Below are 18,566 nucleotides of genomic sequence, written 5' to 3'. Positions count from 1 at the left end.
CCCCCTGCCGTCGCCCGGTGCGACGTACCGCGGCGGCGGTCCGCCGCTTCACCCGACCGCACCGTGTGCCGGGCGCATCCGGTGCGGTCGTCCGCACGGTGGAGACCAGGGACGGAGAGGCCACGGGCGCGAGACCACGGACGCGCGCACCGCGGACGACGGCAGGCGGGACGGGACCATGGGCGACGAGGACATCACCACGGCGGCGGACACCGGACGGCCGGTCGCCGGCGCCGCGACCTGCCTGGTGACCGGCGCCAGCGGGTACATCGGAGGCCGGCTCGTACCGGAGCTGCTGGACGCCGGTCACCGGGTGCGCTGCCTGGTCCGTACGCCGGCCAAGCTGCGCGACCACCCCTGGGCGCACCGGGTCGAGATCGTCCGGGGCGACGTCACGGACGCGGACTCGGTGGCGCGGGCCATGACCGGCGTGGACGTCGCCTACTACCTCGTGCACTCGCTGGGCACCGGCCGCGACTTCGAGCGGACCGACCGCGACGCGGCCCGCGTCTTCGGCGAGCAGGCCCGCGCGGCCGGGGTCCGCCGCATCGTCTACCTCGGAGGTCTCACCCCCGCCGCGGTGCCCGAGTCCCGCCTGTCCCCGCATCTGCGCTCCCGCGCCGAGGTCGGGCGCATCCTGCTCGACTCGGGCGTGCCGACCGCCGTGCTGCGCGCCGCCGTCATCATCGGCTCCGGCTCCGCGAGCTTCGAGATGCTGCGCCACCTCACCGAGCGCCTGCCGGTCATGGTCACCCCGCGCTGGGTGCGCACCCGCACCCAGCCCATCGCCGTCCGGGACGTGCTGCGAGCCCTGGTCGGCTGCGCCGGCCTGCCGCCCGACGTCAACCGGACCTTCGACATCGGCGGCCCGGAGGTGCTCACGTACCTGGAGATGATGCGCCGCTACGCCGCCGTGGCCGGCCTGCCCCGGCGGTTCATCGTGCCCGTGCCCGTGCTCACGCCCGGCCTGTCCAGCCACTGGGTCGGCCTGGTCACCCCGGTGCCGGCCTCGATCGCCCGCCCGCTGACCGAGTCCCTGCGCCACGAGGTGGTCTGCCGGGAGCGGGACCTCGAACGGTACGTGCCCGGTCTGCGCGACCGCCTCATCGGGTTCGACCGTGCCGTCGCCCTGGCCCTGCAACGCGTCCGCGACGCCCAGGTCGCCACCCGCTGGTCCTCCGCCTCGGCGCCGGGCGCGCCCAGCGACCCGCTGCCCACCGACCCGGACTGGGCGGGCGGCAGCCTCTACACCGACGTGCGGGAACTCGACGCGGACGTGCCGCCCGACGCCCTGTGGGAGGTGGTGGAGGGCATCGGCGGGGAGAACGGGTGGTACTCCTTCCCTCTGGCCTGGGCGGTACGCGGCCGGCTGGACCGGCTCGTCGGCGGAGTGGGCCTGCGCCGGGGCCGGCGGGACGCGCGCAGGCTCCGGGTGGGCGACTCGCTGGACTTCTGGCGGGTGGAGGAGATCGAGCGCGGCCGACTGCTGCGGCTGCGCGCCGAGATGCGGCTGCCCGGACCGGCCTGGCTGGAGATGCGCGTGGAGGGCGGGGACGGCGGGCCCGTCCGGTACCGGCAGCGGGCCGTGTTCCATCCCCGCGGCCTGCTCGGGCACCTCTACTGGTGGAGCGTGGCCCCCTTCCATGCAGTCGTCTTCGGCGGCATGGCCCGCAACATCGTCCGCGCCGCGTCCCGGGTGCGGGAGGGACGTGCGGGAGCCGCCGGCCCGGCCACGGACGGCCGCCCCACCGCATCCGGAGCCACCGCCGGGCCGGAAGGCGGTGCGGCCCGCGCCGCCCGCCGCCACCCGCCGGAGGGAGGCTGAACCATGCACGTCTCGGTCGTCCTGTTCACCTCGGACCTGCGCCTGCACGATAATCCGCCGCTGTGCGCCGCCCTGGAGGCCGCCGACGCCGTGGTCCCGCTGTTCGTACGGGACCGGGCGGTCGCGGCGGCCGGCTTCGCCCCGCCCAACCGCAGCGCCTTCCTCGCCGACTGCCTCACCGACCTCGACTCCTGTCTGCGCGATCGCGGCGGGCGGCTCGTGGTGCGCTCCGGCGACGTGGTCGACGAGGTGTGCCGGGTGGTGGCCGAGGCGGACGCCGACGAGGTGCACATGTCGGCGGCGCACAGCCGGTTCGCCGTCTCGCGGGAGGAGCGGCTGCGTCGCGCGCTGGAGGCCGCCGGCCGCCGGCTGTTCGTGCACGACGCGGTCACCGTGGCCGTCCCGCCGGGCGAGGTGACACCCGCCTCCTCCGGTCACTTCGCCGTCTTCACGCCGTACTACCGGCAGTGGGCGCGGGCCCGGCTCCGCCCCGTCCTCGCGGCCCCGCGCCGGGTGCCCGTCCCCGACCGGGTGCGGGGCGAGCCACCGCCCGCCCGCGCCGGGATCGCCGGCGTCTCGCCCGGCCTCCCGCCCGGCGGCGAGAGCGTGGGCCGCGCCCGCGTCGTCGCCTACTGGCGGCGCGGACTCGACGCCTACGACGACACCCGCGACGACCTCGCCACCGACGCCACCTCCCGGCTCTCCGCCCACCTGCACTTCGGCACCCTGTCCCCGGTGGAGCTGATCCACCGGGCCCGCCGCCGCGCCGGACCCGGCGCCGACGCCTTCGTACGGCAGCTCGCCTGGCGCGACTTCCACCGCCAGGTCCTCGCCGCCAGGCCCGAGGCGGCCCATGCCGACTACCGCACCCGGCACGACCGGTGGCGCACCGAGCGCACCGCCGCCGAGGACATCGAGGCATGGCGGCAGGGCCGCACCGGCTACCCGCTGATCGACGCGGCGATGCGACAGCTGCGCCACGAGGGCTGGATGCACAACCGCGCCCGCCTGCCGGCGGCGAGCTTCCTCACCAAGACCCTCTACGTCGACTGGCGGATCGGCGCCGCCCACTTCCTGCACTGGCTGGTCGACGGCGACATCTCCAACAACCAGCTCAACTGGCAGTGGATGGCCGGCACCGGCACGGACACCCGGCCCAACCGGGTTCTCAACCCCGTCGTCCAGGCCAAGCGGTACGACCCGGACGGCGCCTATGTGCGCCGCTGGGTACCCGAACTCTCGGGCCTGGGCGCCCCGGAGGTCCACGAGCCGTGGACGCTGCCCGCCCCGCTGCGTGCCGCCCTCGACTACCCGGAGCCGGTGGTGGAACTGGCCGAAGGGCTGCACCGGTTCCGGCAGGCCCGCGAGCGGCGGCTCTGAGAGGCCGTTTGGCGCCCCGGGCCCGCTGCGGTTCCGGCAGGCCAGTGAGCGGCGGCTCCGAGACGCCGGCTGCGCCCCGGGGGCCCGCCCCAGAACGCGTTCACCTCCCGCCGACCGCTCCCGCCGCCCGCCGCAGCAGGGCGCTACGGCCCCCGTCGGGCACCGTCCACAGCGGATGGCCGCGCAGGCCCCAGCGCCCGAGCAGCTCGTTGGCGGCGAGGAAGCCGCTGGTGGCCGCCCGTTCCATCAGGGCCACCGGCAGGCCGGTGCGCACCACGTCGCCCGCCACGACCAGCCCCGGGACGGGCGTGCGCACGCCGGGGCGGTCGCCGTAGCCGCCGACCGGGAACAACGGGCAGTCGGCGTGCCACTCGTGGCGGGCGTCCACGACCCGGGCCTGCCGCGTCTCCGGGTAGACGCGGTGCAGTTCCGCCAGCACTTCCTTCTGCCGCCGCTCCCGGTCGGCGTCGCCGGGCAGCGCGTAGGCGTGCAGTTCCAGCACCGAACCGCCCGTACGCGCGGCCCAGCGGGCGGCCTCGCCCTCCCAGCGGTTCAGGACGCTGACGTTGTCCAGGCATCCGTAACCGCCGGTGCCGAGGAATCCGGGCCGGTCGGCGCGGACCGGCCGGTCCAGCCACAGGCGGGAGACCAGGAACGGCGGGGCGGTGCACAGCCGCGCCATCCGCTCCCGCCACGCCCCGTCCCCGAGCCCGACCGAGCGGGCCACCAGATCCCGTGCCGCACCCGGATCCAGGGCCAGCACCACGGCGTCGCAGTGCTCCTCGTCGTCGGCGGCGGCCACGGCGAAGCCACCGCCCGGCAGGGCCGTGACCGCCTCGACCGGGGCAGCGGTGCGCAGGTCGGCGCCGAGTCCGGCCAGGTGGCCGGCGAGCGGGTCCCACAGGGCCCGCGGGAACGGTTCGTCCGGCACGTCGAACAGCAACCCCTCGGACGAGCCCAGGAAGTAGATGTGGAACATCAGCGCCATCTCGGCGGCCGACAGCCCCCGCGGGTCGGCGAAGAAGCTGCGCGAGAAGACCTCGAACGCCAGGTGCCGCGCCGCCGCGGGGAAGCGGATCTCCTCCAGGAAGTCATGGGCGCTGACGTGGTCCAGCCGGTCGTACACCCCGGGCACCCGCACGTCGAGCAGGGGCAGTGCGGCCCGGGCGTTCATCCGGGCCAGGTCGCGCGCCCGGAAGGAACGGCTCAGCGCCACGAAGCCGAGCGCGCTCAGCGGAGGAGTGCGCGGCACGCGCCGGAACGTGTCCTGGCCTCCGTCCGCGTGCCGGAGGGGGTAGTCGGGCAGGGCGGTCAGCCCGGACAGGGAGGGGTCCGTACGGCGCAGCAGCGCGCGCAGGTTGTAGTACTGACGGAAGAAGGCGTGGAAGCCCCGGCTCATCGTCACCGTGCTGCCGTCGGACAGCCGAGTGCTCCATCCGGCCAGCCTGCCGCCGAGCTGCTCCCGGCGCTCGTACAGGGTGACCCGCACTCCGCGCTCGGCCAGTGCGGTGGCGGCCGTCAGCCCGGCGATGCCGCCCCCGACCACCGTGACGCGCGGTGCGGACGCGGGGTCGGCGCGGGGCGCGCCAGGAGGGGCGGGCAGCAGCCGGGCCCGCCGGTCCCGGCCGGGACGGGGCGGTGTACGCGGCGCACAGCCGGTCATCGCGCGCTCCCCTCACTCCCCGGAGCCCCGGTCCCCGCCCCGACGCCTCCCGCGTCCGCCGGGCACCGCTCCTTCGCCGGGCGGCGCGCCACCACGGTGTGCGTGACGCCGGTCTGCCAGCCGGGCAGCGGCAGCACCCGGACCCGCTCGAAACCGGCCCGTTCCACCCTCCGGCCGAGGTCGCCCGCCGTGTCGAAGGCGAGGACGCTGCGCCACAGGTGCCGGTAGAGCGGCCCGTCCCCCAGCAGGGCGGCGACGGGCAGCACGAGCCCGCCGCAGACCGCGCTCCACACGGCGCGGTGCACCGGCCGCCCGCTCAGCGCGTACTCGTGCACCGCGAGGCGGCCGTGCGGCGCGAGCAGTTCCAGGGCCGTGGCCAGCACGGCGTCCGGATCGGCGGCGTTGCGCAGCAGGTAGGCGGCGAACACCGCGTCGAACGGGCCGCTCACCCCCGCCTCGGCCAGCCGCTCGACCGGGGCGTGCACGAACCGCACCGGCCGCGCCCAGGGCCGTGCCGCCGCACGCCGCAGCATTCCCGAGGAGGCGTCGACCGCCGTGATGTCCGCGCCGGGCAGCACGGCGGCCAGGGCGGCCGTGGACGCGCCCGTGCCGCAGCCGAGGTCCAGGACCCGCAGCCCGGCGCCGTCCGGCGGCAGGCCGAGCCGGCGGGCGGACCGGCGCAGATGGGCGTGGTACCCGGGGTTGGCCGCCACGAGCGCGTCGTAGCTGCGGGCGGCGTGGTCGAAGGCGCCGGCCAGGTCGGCGTCGCGCAGAAGGGGCATACGGTCGGGCTCCGGTGTCAGGCGGCGGGAGGGTCCCGGCGCGGGATGAGGGGCAGGGCGAGGGCGGAGGCGAGCATCGCGGCGACGGGGACGTGCGCGCCGATCGCGAGGTCCTCCGGCAGGCTGGTGCGGCCGTCCAGGAACCGCAGCAGCCGCGGGGCGGGCACCCGGGCGAACAGGCGGGTGAAGAACGCCGGGCCGTCCACCCGGCCGCTGTCCAGGGCGTGCAGCAGGACCGCGTCCATGAGGCGGGCGCGGGCCGGGTGGGGGAGCGGCGGCAGCGGGCGCCGTCCGGCGTGCAGCGCGGCGGCCACGGCGTCCGTCTGCCGCTGCACGGCGCTGAAGGTGTAGCCGGTCGACGGGCGGGTGGCGCCGGCGCAGGCGCCGATGCGGAACACGGCCGGCGCGGTCCGCCGGGCGAAGACGGCGTCCGTCATCGGGATCACCCCCTGTTCGCACTCCGTGACCTCGTAGTCGCCGGGCCCGCCGAGGCCGAGCACGCGTCCCGTGTAGTCCCGCAGCGCGCGGTCGTACGCCTCGCGGGACAGGACGCGGCGGGAGAACTCGGTGTACTCCACGAGCGCCTCGGCGGGGCCGACCGGCAGCACGTAGCCGAAGGAGAGACCGTGCGCGGGCTGGGGCGTGCGGAAGTCCATCAGCTCCACGGCCGACGGGTCGAAGGCGGGCCGGGCCGTGCGGACGAACCAGCCGCGGAAGTGCTGGAGGAGGGTCGTGCGGGCGGGCGGGAGGCGGGGCAGCGGGCGCGAGTCGAACACCCAGCGGGCCCGGACGACGACGCGACGGCCGTTCGCGCCGCGCGCGTGCACCAGGGCGCCGTCCGCCGTCTGCTCCACCCGGTCGACCGCCGCCTCGACCCGCCGCACCCGCCCGCCCGACGCGATCGCGTGGCCGGCCAGCGCCTCGAAGGCGTCCGACCGCAGCATCTTGTAGCGCAGCGGCGCGATGGCCGCGCTCACGGCCGTGCCGTCGGCGCCGCGTACCCTCAGCCGCTGCCAGGACGCGGTCAGCGCCTCGTCGTAAGGGCCCTCGCCCGCTTCCCAGAAGCACCAGGTGCGCGGCGGGGCGGCCGCCGGGCCCGGCGGGGCGGTCAGCAGCACCGTGTCCAGCCGGGCCGCGCCGGCGGGCGGCCGGGCCAGCCGCAGCGCGAGCGACAGCCCCGCCGCGCCCGCGCCCACCACGGCGACGTCGGCCTGCAGTTCCACGACCGCTGCTCCCTTCCCGAACTCCCCGGCCGCATCCGGCTTCCCGCGCGTTCCCGCCCGCATACGTCGTCCCCGACCGGGAACGCGTGCCCGGATCACCGGCGGGTCGACGGCGCGCGAGCCCTGCGCACGGCGGCCCGACGTCCAGTGTTCCGGGCGGGCGGCGCGGACGGATGCAGCGCGGGGTGTGTCGTCGTGCTCCGCACCCGGCCCGTCCGCTCCAGACCCGTTCGGCGCATCCGGACCGGCGTCCGGCGCGGAATGTGTCTCGACGGAGAGAACGACGGCAATGACGACGGGTGAGAGGATCCGCGATGCGCTCCAGCCAGGCGACCTTCCGGCACACGGCGGACCCGCCGGGCGGGCCCCCGGAGGCTTCGGCCGGCCGGCCCGGCGCCGACGGTCCCGCTCGTGACGCCGTTCCCGGCGCCGCGTGGGAGGAGACGCCCGGGGCCGGCGCCGACCGCCGCGGCGTTCCGCGTCGTCGGCCGGCCCGCCGAGACGCCCACCGCTCCGACGGCACGGGAGCGTCGGACGGCCACGGCCACGGCCGCGGCGTCGGCGTCGGCTCGGCTTCGCCGCCGGGCGTCTCCGGCCGTGGCGACGCGGCTGATGGCGTCGCCGTCGCCTTCGCCGACGCCGCGTCAGGAGCCCTCGACGCCTCGGCGACCGCCGGTCCGGGCGGTGCCCGGTCCGGTGCGGTCACCTCCGCGGACCCCGCCGCCGTGGACGCCGGGGTCGTCGACGCCGGCCCGGCCGCGGCCCTCCAGCCGGTGCTGGCCCGGCTGCTGGCCGCCCGGCTGGAGCATGCCCGCCGGCTCGACCCGGTCTTCGCCCGGGACCTCGCCGAACGCGTCGCCGGCCTCACCCTGCACGGCGGGCGCCGGATCCGCCCCCGCATGCTGTGGTGGGCGCTGCGCGCCTGCGGAGGCGGCGACCCGGCGCAGGTCCGGGCGGCGCTGCGGGCCGGCGCGGCGCTGGAGCTGCTGCAGACCTGCGCCCTCGTGCACGACGACGTCATGGACGCCGCCGAGACGCGCCGGGGCCGTCCCGCACTGCACACCGCGGTCGCCCGCCAGTACGCGGGCGGACCGCCCGGCTCGGCACGGCGGCTCGGCGACGCGGCCGCCGTGCTCGCCGGCGACCTTGCGCTGACCTGGGCGGACGACGAGATCACGGACCTGCTGCTGGACGGCGCGGCCCTGCCGCCCGGCGCCGTGGCGCGGGTCCGTGAGCTGTGGCGCGCCACACGGACGGAGATGGTGGCCGGCCAGTATCTGGACGTCCACGGTCAGGCGAGCGGGTCGCGCTCGACGTCGCACGCCCTGCGCGCCGCCCGCCTCAAGAGCGCCCTCTACACGGTGGAGCGCCCGCTCGGTCTCGGAGCCGCCCTCGCGGGCGCCCGCCCGGCCGTCACGCAGGCGCTGCGCCGGGCCGGCCGCTGCGCCGGGCTCGCCTTCCAGCTGCGCGACGACCTGGACGACCTCTTCGCCGACCCCGCCGTCACGGGCAAGCCGTCCGGCGGTGACGTGCGCGAGGGCAAGCCGACCTACCTCATGGCGGCGGCCCGCGCCCGCGCCGCCGACGACCCGGCCGCGCTCGCCGTCCTCGATGCGGTGTCCGGCGACACCGCCCTGACCGAGGACGACCTGGACCGGGTACGCGACGTCCTGACCGGCACCGGAGCCCGGGCCCTGGTGCGGCGTGAGATCGAGCGGCTGACCGACCGTGCGTTGCGGATCCTGGCCGCCGCCGCGCTGGAGCCCGGCCCGGCCGCAGCGCTGCGCGCACTGTTCACGGGCATTACCGGGTTCACCGGGTCGGTCGGGTCCGGCGGGTCGGTCGGGTCCGGCGGGTCGGTCGGGTCCGCTGGGCCTGCCGGGTCGGCTGGGTCGGCCGGAACCGCCGGATGCACCGGCGTGACCGGTGCGTCCGGCTCCGGCGCGTCCACCGATGCCTCCGGCCGCACCGGCCCCACCCGCGAGCCCGGCTCCGCCCGCGAGCCCGGCTCCGCCCGCACGTTCGGCGCCGGCCCCTCGGCCGTGGACGCTCCGCCGTGCGCCGTAGCGCTCGCCGGCGATTCCCGGACGGAGGGCGGCCGGTGACCAGGACGCTGAAGGGGCCGACCGATCACGTGGTCGTCGTCGGGGCCGGCCTCGCCGGGCTGTCGGCCGCCCTGCACCTGCTCGGCGCGGGCCGCAGGGTGACCGTCGTCGAGCGCGACGCCGGGCCCGGCGGACGCGCCGGGATGCTGGACCGCGGCGGTTACCGCATCGACACGGGGCCCACCGTGCTGACCATGCCGGACATCGCCGACGAGGCGTTCGCCGCGGTGGGCGCCTCGCTGCGCGACCGCGTCGAGCTGATCCCGCTGCACCCGGCCTACCGGGCGTCCTTCGCCGACGGCAGCACGCTGGACGTGCACACCGACGCCGACGCGATGGAGGCGGAGGTGGAGCGGTTCGCCGGTCCCGCCGAGGCGGGCGGCTACCGCAGGCTGCGCCACTGGCTGACCGAGCTGTACCGGGCCGAACGGCAGCGGTTCCTGGACGCCGACTTCGACTCCCCGCTGCAACTGCTCGGCCCCGACCTGCTCCGGCTGGCCGCGCTCGGCGGATTCGGCCGCTGGGAGGCCGGCGTCGCCCGCCACCTGCGCGACGAGCGGCTGCGCCGGGTCTTCACCTTCCAGGCGCTCTACGCGGGGGTGCCGCCGACGCGGGCCCTGGCCGCGTACGCCGTCATCGCCTACATGGACACCGTCGCCGGTGTGTACTTCCCGCGCGGCGGCATGCACGCCCTGCCGCGGGCGATGGCCAAGGCGGCCCGGGAAGCGGGAGCGGTCTTCCACTACGGCAGCCCGGTCACCCGGCTGGAACGTTCCGGCGAGCGGATCACCGCCGTGGTCACCGGCGAGCAGCGCATCCCCTGCGACGCCGTCGTCCTCACCCCCGACCTGCCGGTGACGTACCGCCTCCTCGGCCGCACCCCACGCCGCCCCGCGCGGCTGCGGCACGCGCCGTCGGCGGTGATCCTGCACGCCGGCTGCGACCGGACCTGGCCGCAGCTGGCCCACCACACCCTGTCCTTCGGCCGGGCCTGGCGACGTACCTTCGACGAGCTCACACGCACCGGCGAGCTGATGAGCGACCCCTCCCTGCTGATCACCCGTCCCACCGCGACCGACCCCGGCCTCGCCCCTCCGGGCCGGCATCTGCACTACGTCCTGGCGCCCTGCCCGCACACCGGCATCGGCCCCGGCGCGGCCGACTGGCGCGACCTCGGGCCCCGCTACCGCGACACGCTGCTGCGGGTGCTGGAACGCCGGGGACTCGACGGCATCGCCGCGGCGATCGAGGAGGAGTGCCTGGTGACGCCGGCCGACTGGACGGCGCAGGGGCACGCCGCGGGAACGCCGTTCTCCGCCGCCCACACCTTCGCGCAGACCGGCCCCTTCCGCCCGCGCAACCTGGTGCGCGGCACGACCAACGCCGTCCTCGCCGGATGCGGCACCACGCCCGGGGTGGGGGTGCCGCCGGTGCTGCTGTCCGGCAGGCTGGCCGCCGCCCGCATCACCGGCGCGAGCCGCACGACCGCCGGGACCGGGCGCGCACCGGGCGCCCGTCGCCGTCCGGAAGGAGCCCCGGCGTGAGGTCGCGGGCCCCCGCGCCCGCCCTCCGGCCGCCCGCCGTCCCGGCGCCACCGGGCTCCCTTGGACCGCTGCCCGACACCCGGCCCGGACGGCGGGCCCGGGCGACCGCCGCCGGGCCGGCCGGCGGTCCGCCGCCACGCCGCCGGGCGACCGCCCCGCATCCCCGCGTCCCGTACCCCCGCTCGGAAGGAGCCCGCCCGTGACCGCCAGGGAACTGGACGCCGCCGGCATCACCGCGCCGGCGCTGCGCGCCGCCTACACCCGCTGCCGCGAGCTGAACGCCCGGCACGGCCGCACCTACTTCCTCGCCACCCGCCTGCTCACCCCCGACCGGCGCCCGGCCGTGCACGCCCTGTACGGCTTCGCCCGCTGGGCCGACGACATCGTCGACTCCCTCGACAGCGCCGCCGGGCCGGCCGAACGCGCCCGGGCCCTCGACCGGCTGGACGACGACCTGGCCCGGGGCCTGGCCGGCGGCGCGGGCGCCACACCGGTGGTGCGGGCGGTCTGCGACACCGTCCGCCGGTACGCCGTCGACCCCCGCCACCTCGCCGACTTCCTCGCCTCGATGCGCAGCGACCTCACCGTCACCTCGTACGCCGACCACGCCGCGCTGCGCGCCTACATGCACGGCTCGGCGGCCGTCATCGGCCTGCAGATGCTGCCGGTCCTCGGCACCGTGACGCCCCGTGCCGAGGCCGAGCCGCACGCAGCCGAACTGGGCGTCGCCTTCCAGCTCACCAACTTCCTCCGGGACGTCGGCGAAGACCTCGACCGCGGACGGGTCTACCTCCCGCAGGACCTCCTCGGCGCCCACGGCGTCCACCACGACCTGCTGCGCCACTGCCGCGACACCGGCCGCCGCGACCACCGGGTCACCGCGGCGCTGAAGGACTTCGCGTCGCTCACCCGCGCCGCCTACCGGCGCGCCGTGCCCGGCATCGACATGCTCGACCCCGTCTCCCGGCCCTGCATCCGCACGGCGTGCGTCCTGTACGGCGGCATTCTGGACGCGGTGGCCGCCGACGGCTACGCGGTGCTGCACCGCCGCGCGGTAGTGCCCCGGCGGCGCCGCGCCCTGGTCGCCGCGGACGGCCTGCTGCGGGTCGCGGCGGCCCGCGCCGCCGCCCGGCGCGTCCCCGCCGGGCCGCCCCCTCCCGCCGCGGCGGAGCCGGCCGCGGCCCGTCTGCACACCCGCCGCGTCGCCCGTCACGAGGAGGCCGTGTGACACCCGCCCGTCCCGACCGCCGCCGCAGGCGGCTGCCGCTGAGCCTGAGCCGTGACCGGGTCGCCTGGGAGCGCCAGCGCCCCACCTGGCGGGAAGCCCGGCCGGGGCTCATCGCCGCCGCCCTCAAGCGGGCCCGGACCCGCCCCACCGGCAACTGGTACGTCGTCGGCGCCTCCCGAGACCTGCGCCCCGACCGGCCCCTGGGCCGCACGGTCGCCGGACGGGAGGTGGTGCTGTGGCGGGACGCCGGGGGGCGCCCGGTGGCCGGTCCGGGCGCCTGCCCCCACCTGGGCGCCCCGCTGCGCGACAGCCCGGTGCGCTGTGGCGCCCTGGTGTGCCACTGGCACGGACTGACCCTCGACGGCGCGCCGTTCGCCGGCTGGGAGCCGTGGCCGGTCCACGACGACGGGGTGCTGCTGTGGGTGCGGCTGGACGAGGCCGGGGAGGAGGAGCCGACCGCCGGCCCGTCGGTGCCGCCCCGCCCCGCGACGGCCGGGTCGCTGACCGCCGTGTACACCGGGGTGGGCGTCTGCGAGCCGGAGGACGTCGTCGCCAACCGTCTCGACCCCTGGCACGGGGCCTGGTTCCACCCGTACTCCTTCGTCGACCTGACGGTCGTCCGCGCACCCGGCGAGGGGGACGAGGACGACTCGTTCACGGTCGACGTGTCCTTCAAGGTCGCCGGACCGCTGGTCGTTCCCGTGCGCGCGGTCTTCACGGCGCCCGGTCCGCGCACGGTCCTGATGCGGATCACCGAGGGCGAGGGGCGGGGCTCCGTCGTGGAGACGCACGCCACGCCGCTGGGGCGCGACTCCCTGGGCCGTCCGCGCACGGCGGTCGTCGAGGCCGTCGTCGCCACGTCCGAACGGCTCGGCTTCGCCGTCGCCCGCCGTGCCGCCCCCTTGCTGCGCCCGCTGATGCGGGCCGCCGCGGGCCGGCTGTGGCGGGACGACCTGGCCTACGCGGAGCGCCGCTGGGCCCTGCGCAGCTCGGGACGGTTCCCCGGCTGAACGCACCGGGTCCGTTCGCCCGGCGCAGGGCGTTCAGCGTGCCGCCGGGGGCGGCGCCGCGCTCCCGGGGTAAAGGGCGCCCAGGGTCTCCACGGCGTCCAGCAGACCGAGCAGCGGGGGAAGCCGGCGCTCGTCCGCCGGTCCCAGCCCGGACCGGCGGGCAGCACGAGGGGCCGGCCGCGCGCGCCCGCCGGCCCCCACTCCATGGCGGCGACGTGCCGGGCCAGTGGTCCCGACGCCGTGGAGCGGGCCTGCGCCCACAGCACGACGGCGGCCGGCCCGGTGCGCCGCACGCACGCAAGCAGAGCCTCCGCCGGCACCGCGGCCCCCAGCGTCCGCGTCGGCAGCCCCCGCTCGGCCAGCGGAGCGGTCAGCGCCTCCAGCGGGAGGGAGTGCAGCTCACCGGGCGTGCAGGCCAGCACCACCGGCGGGGCGCCGGTGACCGGCTCGACGCACGGCAGCGCAGTGGCGCGTTGCGCAGGGCGCCGGCGACGTGCCAGGACAGCAGGTGTTCGACCTCCACACAGCGGTCGCCGGACGACTCCCATTCCGGCCCCTCCAGCCGCACCGCGGCACGGGCCAGCCCCCGGCACTCCTGCCGCACGTCGCCGAGCGGCAGCCCGCTCGCGGGCCCGCCGGGCCGCGCGGCGCCGGCCGTGCCACCGGAGACCCGAGGCGGCTGCCGCGGCGGGGGGCGGCGCGGCAACCGTGTCGCCGAACCGCGCGCCGGCCGCCCCGAACCGAGAGCACGATGGCCTTGGCCGACAACGGCCGCTGGGGCTGGGTTCCCGAGGTCTGCTTCACGGGAGGCGCGGACGACGAGGACGACGCCGGCCTGCTGATGCCGGGCTCGATCACCTGTGTCCGGCCGTGCGGCAACCTCTACCCGATGCCGCCGTGGCGGGTCTGACGCGGTTGCTGTCCGTCCCTCGTCGAGTGGCCCCGCCCGAGCCGGTGACTCCTTCGGGGACCGACGCCTTGGGCCCCGTCCTCCATGGGCGGGGCCGTCGTCGTCCACGGCGTCGGCCCGTCGGTGCGGGCTCGTGGTCGGTGGGGTGGATCCGCGCGAAGACGTCCCGGTGGCGAGGCCGCCATGCACACCGGCAGCCCACACGGTCCCGTACGACCCCACCTGCCTGGTCGAGCGGCAACTCCCGCTCGACCGCGAACCGTACGAGTGTCCCGTCAAGACCGTCCTCATCGGCCGTCATCCTGCCCAGGGCCGTGTTGATCTTCCCGATGGCGTTGATCACTGCGGTCCGGGCCTTGACGGACTGCGCACCGGAGGAGTTGAGACGGTCGCGCCAGTCGACCGTACTCGCCCGCACTCGCCGAGTGCCCATGCTGGACACCGGCGTCCGGGAGGGGTCCCGGAGGCGCCCCCGTCACTCCCGGGCCTCCAGCAGCGCCTGGCGGAACTCCGCCGCGGTGCCGAAGCCGATGCGCGGGTGTTCGGTCAGGGCGTGGTCGATCACCTTCGCGAGACGCTCCGGCACCCCGGGGTTCCGGTGGCGGATCGGCACGGCGGGACTGTCCAGGACCACCCGCCATCGATCGGCGTGCGGCGGGAAGTCACGCGGAGCCGAGCCGGTGAGCATGTAGTACAGGCAGGCCGCGGCGGCCCAGACGTCGACCTCGGGCCGTGCGTGCTTGAACTGGAGCACCTGCTGCCTGGACACGTACGACGGACTGCCCGCGCTGGTCCCGGTGTGCGTCAGCCCGCTCAGGCCCGCCGCGTCGAACGCCTTGGCCAGACCGAAGTCGCCGACCTTGGCCATGCCGCCGTGCAGAAAGATGTTGCGCGGGCTCAGGTCCCGGTGGACGAGCCCGCGGACCGCGAGCGGGCTGCCCTCGGCGTCGTAGGCCCGGACGTCCGCCCGGTGCGCGTGGTCCAGGCCGTCCAGCACCTGAAGCGTGATGCCGAGCGCCTGGTAGTCCGGCAGCCGGCCGCCCCGCCGGTGGACCAGCCCGGCGACGTCTCCTCCGTCGCAGTGCTCCATGACGAAGAAGAAGATGCCGTTCCAGCAGCCGTGGTCGTGCAGGCGTACCAGATGCGGGTGGCGCAGCATCTCGACCGTCGACATCTCGCGCAGGAACCGCGCCCTGGCCGTCTCGTTCGCCGCGGCCTGCGGCAGCATCACCTTGATCGCGCACGGCTCGTCCGTCTGGGGGTCGTGGGCGAGGTACACCGCGCCCATGCCGCCCTTCCCCAGCCGCCGCCGGATCGTGTAGCCGCCGAACAGGTTCAGGTTCCCGGTGCCGTCCTCGGCCACCCGCAGGAGCTGCTGCACGACCCGCTCCGGGTCGCCCTTGCACGCCGCGCACAGCTCCCCGGCGAAGGGCCGGCGGATGTGCTGGGCGCCGAGCCCGCCGCCGCACGCCGAGCACGCACCCTCCGGGCGCGGTGGCGGAAGGGCGCCGGGGGCGGACGGCGGTTCTGTCGTACGGCACAGACGGCACCGGCGGGCGTCCGGGCTGCCCGCTCCCTCCGCCGCCTCCTTCTCGGTCCCGGGGACCGTCGTGCCGCATGTGGCGCAGCGGGCGGGGACGCGGACGCCGACCCGCAGCCGGACGCCGCCCAGCCGTATCTCGTCGCCGTCCGCCAGATCACGCTCCGACCACGCGGTCCGGTCCGCCCCCTGCGACGGTGGCCGGGCGTTCCGTCGGCCGATCCTGTCGCCGTTGACGAACGTGCCGTTGGAACTGCCGAGGTCGCGGACCCGCACGTCGGGGGGATTGATGTCGAACAGGCAGTGATGCCGGGAGAGCCCCGAGGTCCCCTCGTCCTCGGGGAAGCGCAGCGTGCAGTCCTCCGTCCTTCCGACGACGCACGTCGTGCGTTCGGAGAACTCGAACGTCCGCCCCTGGAGCGGGCCTCGGAGCACCGTCAGGGACACCTGGGCAGAGCGTCCGCCCGACTGCACGGCTCCCGGCCGCCCGCCCGGCTCCGGCCGTCCCGGCAGCAGCGCGGCGCGCAGATCGGGGACACCCATCTCGGCGGCGAGCGCCGCCCACGGCGCGGAGGGGGTTTCCAGCACGGCGGCCAGGAGGTCGGACAGTCCCGCCCCGTCGCGGTGCTGTGCCACGGCCAGTTCCGTCGCCCGGGCGAACAGCCGGTGGGCGACGTCGCTCCCGGGCGGCACGTCGTCGCCCCGGGCCCGGTCCGGTCGCGCGACCCGGGCGCGCAGCCGGCGACGGAAGGACGTGGTGTCCAGTCCCGCCCGCTCGAAGGCGGCCCTGAGCTCTCGCACCTCACCGTCGAGCCCGGCGTCGGCCGCCGGCAGCTCGCACGTCTTGCAGATCCCGAGCAGGACGTGCACCGGCTCCACCGCGTCGGCGCCGCCGACGGCGGCCTCGCCCAGGGCGAGCATCAGGACCAGGCCGACGGCGCCGTCGTCGGGAGCGCCGGTCATCGAGGACCTCCGTCGTCGTGCGTCAGCGACCTGAGCCCGTCCTCCAGGCCCAGCTCTGCGGCCGGCTCGTCCCAGGGCGGAGCCGGCGTCTCCAGCAGAGCCCGCAGAAGTTCGGCGAGACCCACGGACGCGCCGGACATCCACGCCCCGGCCCCGGCGCCGGACGACCCCGCCCCGGCCCCCAGCTCCTCGGCCCGGCGGAAGACCGCACGGGCGGCGGGCGTCCGGTGCATGACGCCGTCGCGGGGAGCCCCGCTCGGCGACCCGTCGGGCGCCGCGCCGGGCGCGGGACGGGTGAGGCGCCTGCGCAGTCGGCGGCGGAACGGGGCGACGTCCAGCCCCGCCCGGCGGAACCGGCCCCGCAGCGCGTCGATCTCGGCCCGCAGCGCGGGAGCCGTGCGCAGCACGGCAACCGCCGGTTCGGGCAACCGGCTGTCGCCCAGTTTGCACACCCCCAGCATGAGGTGCGCCGGTTCGATCGCGGGCGCGCACCCCGCCGCGGCCTCGGCGGCCGCGATCTGCCAGGCCAGCAGGACGCCTTGCGAATACCGGGAGCCCTTTCGCCCGGCTCGCCCGCCGGACGCGTCCGCGAGGCCGCCGTCGCGCCGACCGGCCTGCCCGGCTTCCCCGGTGCGGCGCGGCGCGTCCGGGCCGCCGCCTTGCAGAACTGCCCCGACACGGCGGAGTACGTCGTCGAGGTCGCCGTCGCTTCGGCTGCCGACCCGCGCCGCATCCCCGAGACCGCGGAGCACGTCCGCGAAGTCGCCGCCGCGACCGTCCCGCAGAGCATCGCCGACGTGGCCGATCGCGTCCGCGAGGTGACCGGGGCCGATCCGGCCGGGTCCCTCGAGGACCTGGGCCAGGCACTCCAGCGCCTCCTGGTGCCGCCCCATGGTGGTGAGGAGCCTCGCCCTGGCCTGGAGGGCCTGGGTGTAACCCGGATAGCGTTCGAGCGCCTGATCCAGACAGGCCAGCGCCTCGTCGCGGCGCCCCAGCGCGATCAGGGCGAGGGCCTTGTTGTGCAGCGCCCAGCCGTCGCCCGGAGCGACCCGCAACGCCTTGCCGAACCAGGCGAGGGCCTCCTCGTGCCGGCCGAGCTCGTCCAGCGCCGCTCCTCTGCGGATGTACAGGTCCCGGTCGCCGGGCAGGGGCTGCGCCGGCGTCGGCGCCGGCCGCCGGACGACCCTCTCGTACACGGCCTGCAGTTCCCCGCGCAGGCCGCGGAAGCTGCGCGGTCGCCGTTGCGGTTCCCGTTCCACGCAGGCGAGGATCAACTCCCGCAATCCCGCCGGGAAGTCGTCCGGGCCGGTCCGTGCCCTGATGTGCTCCGCGGCGATGCTGCCGCTGACCGGCAGATCGCCGGTGACCATCTGGTGGAGCAGCACGCCGAAACCGTAGATGTCCGTCCGTACGTCCACGCGCGCCCCGATCCGGGACTGCTCGGGCGCCCGGTAGCTGCGGGTTCCGCCCGGCACCAGGTAGACGGCCCTGACCTCCGGCCGCAGCTCCAGCAGCCGTCCGCCGACCGCCTGCGCGGGACCGAACACCTGCGCCAGGCCGAAGTCCGTGACCTTGAGCGTGTCGTCCTCGGTGAGCAGGCAGTTGGCCGCCTTCACGTCCCCGTGCAGGACACCGAGGGTGCGGGAGGCGTGCTCCATGCCGTCGCAGAACTGCAGGCCGAAGCGGAGCGCGCGCTCCAGGACGAGCGGCCCGCTGGCCAGGGCGGTGTCCAGGTCGCCGCCGGAGACGTACTCCAGCAGCAGGCAGTGGTGGTGCTCGACCCGCTCGACCCACAGTGCCGTGACGATGTTGGGGTGCCTCTCCAGCAGCACCCACGTCTGGGCCTCGTTGGCGAAGCGCTCCCGGTCCTCGTCGCTCCACGGCTGCGGCAGGTTGAAGGTCTTGAGCACGTAGCGGCGGTACCCGACGCGGTCGAAGAAGCTGCTGCGCCCCTCCGGCTCCACGATCGACACCGCGCCGTGCCCGCCCATCCTGCGCTCCAGCACGCGGTAGGAGTTGTCCGGGCTGCGCACCACCTGCCCCAGCTCGAAGGCGTGCCGGGCGGGTGGTCTGGCGGGCAGGCCGGCGAGCGCGGCCGCGGCCAGGGGCGAGGCCGGGTCGGTGCGCAGGGCGTGCTCGTAGATGCGGCGGGCGACCTCGGTCCTGCCGGTCTCCTCGAAGCACTTGCCGAGGTCGAGGTGGGCCGTCACCAGATCGGGGCGCAGACGCACGGCGTCCCCGAAGGCCTCGATCGCCTCCCGAAGGTTTCCCGCCGAGAAGGCCCGGCTGCCACGCTCGCGGAGCCGCTCGTAGCCGCCCCCGGGTTCATGGCCGCTCCCGGGCTCGGGGCCGTTCCCGGACGACGACGCGTCGCGCACGTACGTTCACCTGCC

Annotated in this window: 12 protein-coding genes and 1 pseudogene; 7 read left to right on the top strand and 6 right to left on the bottom strand. The window is 76.8% G+C overall.

Going from position 1 to position 18,566, the window contains the following annotated elements:
- Positions 1–178 precede the first annotated feature (178 nt).
- Positions 179–1,825, top strand: a complete 1,647-nt coding sequence (locus ABZY13_RS08110; RefSeq protein WP_356628052.1) for an SDR family oxidoreductase — start codon at positions 179–181, stop codon at positions 1,823–1,825.
- Positions 1,826–1,828: 3 nt separating this feature from the next.
- Positions 1,829–3,205 (top strand): deoxyribodipyrimidine photo-lyase, encoded by a 1,377-nt coding sequence (locus ABZY13_RS08105; RefSeq protein ID WP_356628051.1) that lies wholly within the window; start codon positions 1,829–1,831, stop codon positions 3,203–3,205.
- A 100-nt stretch (positions 3,206–3,305) separates the two neighbouring features.
- Here ABZY13_RS08105 and ABZY13_RS08100 read toward each other — a convergent pair whose 3' ends face one another.
- The 3 genes from ABZY13_RS08100 to ABZY13_RS08090 are packed head-to-tail and all read right to left on the bottom strand — an operon-like array spanning position 3,306 to position 6,873.
- The gene (locus ABZY13_RS08100) at positions 3,306–4,868 is read right to left on the bottom strand and encodes an NAD(P)/FAD-dependent oxidoreductase (RefSeq protein WP_356628050.1); all 1,563 of its coding nucleotides are present in this window, start codon (positions 4,866–4,868) and stop codon (positions 3,306–3,308) included.
- On the bottom strand, positions 4,865–5,650 hold the full coding sequence (locus ABZY13_RS08095) for a methyltransferase domain-containing protein (protein WP_356628049.1): 786 nt from the start codon (positions 5,648–5,650) through the stop codon (positions 4,865–4,867). The genes ABZY13_RS08100 and ABZY13_RS08095 overlap by 4 nt, the downstream gene beginning before the upstream one ends.
- A 17-nt stretch (positions 5,651–5,667) precedes the next feature.
- The gene (locus ABZY13_RS08090; RefSeq protein WP_356628048.1) at positions 5,668–6,873 is read right to left on the bottom strand and encodes a lycopene cyclase family protein; all 1,206 of its coding nucleotides are present in this window, start codon (positions 6,871–6,873) and stop codon (positions 5,668–5,670) included.
- 314 nt (positions 6,874–7,187) lie between these two features.
- Here ABZY13_RS08090 and ABZY13_RS08085 point away from each other — a divergent pair, with 314 nt between their 5' ends.
- The 4 genes from ABZY13_RS08085 (at position 7,188) to ABZY13_RS08070 (ending at position 12,760) form a co-directional block, all read left to right on the top strand.
- On the top strand, positions 7,188–8,978 hold the full coding sequence (locus ABZY13_RS08085; RefSeq protein ID WP_356628047.1) for a polyprenyl synthetase family protein: 1,791 nt from the start codon (positions 7,188–7,190) through the stop codon (positions 8,976–8,978).
- Positions 8,975–10,522: a phytoene desaturase gene (locus ABZY13_RS08080; protein ID WP_356628046.1), complete on the top strand. Its 1,548-nt coding sequence runs from the start codon at positions 8,975–8,977 to the stop codon at positions 10,520–10,522. Before ABZY13_RS08085 ends, ABZY13_RS08080 begins: the two co-directional genes overlap by 4 nt.
- A gap of 199 nt (positions 10,523–10,721) precedes the next feature.
- Entirely contained in the window at positions 10,722–11,750 is a 1,029-nt protein-coding gene (locus tag ABZY13_RS08075; protein WP_356628045.1) for a phytoene/squalene synthase family protein, read from the top strand.
- Positions 11,747–12,760 (top strand): DUF5914 domain-containing protein, encoded by a 1,014-nt coding sequence (locus ABZY13_RS08070; protein WP_356628044.1) that lies wholly within the window; start codon positions 11,747–11,749, stop codon positions 12,758–12,760. The genes ABZY13_RS08075 and ABZY13_RS08070 overlap by 4 nt, the downstream gene beginning before the upstream one ends.
- A 33-nt stretch (positions 12,761–12,793) precedes the next feature.
- Here ABZY13_RS08070 and ABZY13_RS08065 read toward each other — a convergent pair.
- Positions 12,794–13,385 (bottom strand): annotated as a pseudogene (locus ABZY13_RS08065) (transcriptional regulator); the annotation flags it as partial.
- 126 nt (positions 13,386–13,511) lie between these two features.
- Between ABZY13_RS08065 and ABZY13_RS08060 the strand changes: the two are divergent.
- On the top strand, positions 13,512–13,670 hold the full coding sequence (locus ABZY13_RS08060; RefSeq protein WP_356628043.1) for a hypothetical protein: 159 nt from the start codon (positions 13,512–13,514) through the stop codon (positions 13,668–13,670).
- A 475-nt stretch (positions 13,671–14,145) separates the two neighbouring features.
- Here ABZY13_RS08060 and ABZY13_RS08055 read toward each other — a convergent pair whose 3' ends face one another.
- A complete protein-coding gene (locus ABZY13_RS08055; protein ID WP_356628042.1) occupies positions 14,146–16,173 on the bottom strand; it encodes a protein kinase in 2,028 nt (675 codons plus the stop codon).
- Entirely contained in the window at positions 16,170–18,551 is a 2,382-nt protein-coding gene (locus ABZY13_RS08050) for a protein kinase (RefSeq protein WP_356628041.1), read from the bottom strand. Before ABZY13_RS08050 ends, ABZY13_RS08055 begins: the two co-directional genes overlap by 4 nt.
- Between the last annotated feature and the right edge of the window lie 15 nt (positions 18,552–18,566).

The sequence above is a fragment of the Streptomyces sp. NPDC006610 genome (genome assembly GCF_040611575.1).
Classification (GTDB): domain Bacteria; phylum Actinomycetota; class Actinomycetes; order Streptomycetales; family Streptomycetaceae; genus Streptomyces.
This window is presented reverse-complemented; position numbering and strand designations above follow the sequence as displayed.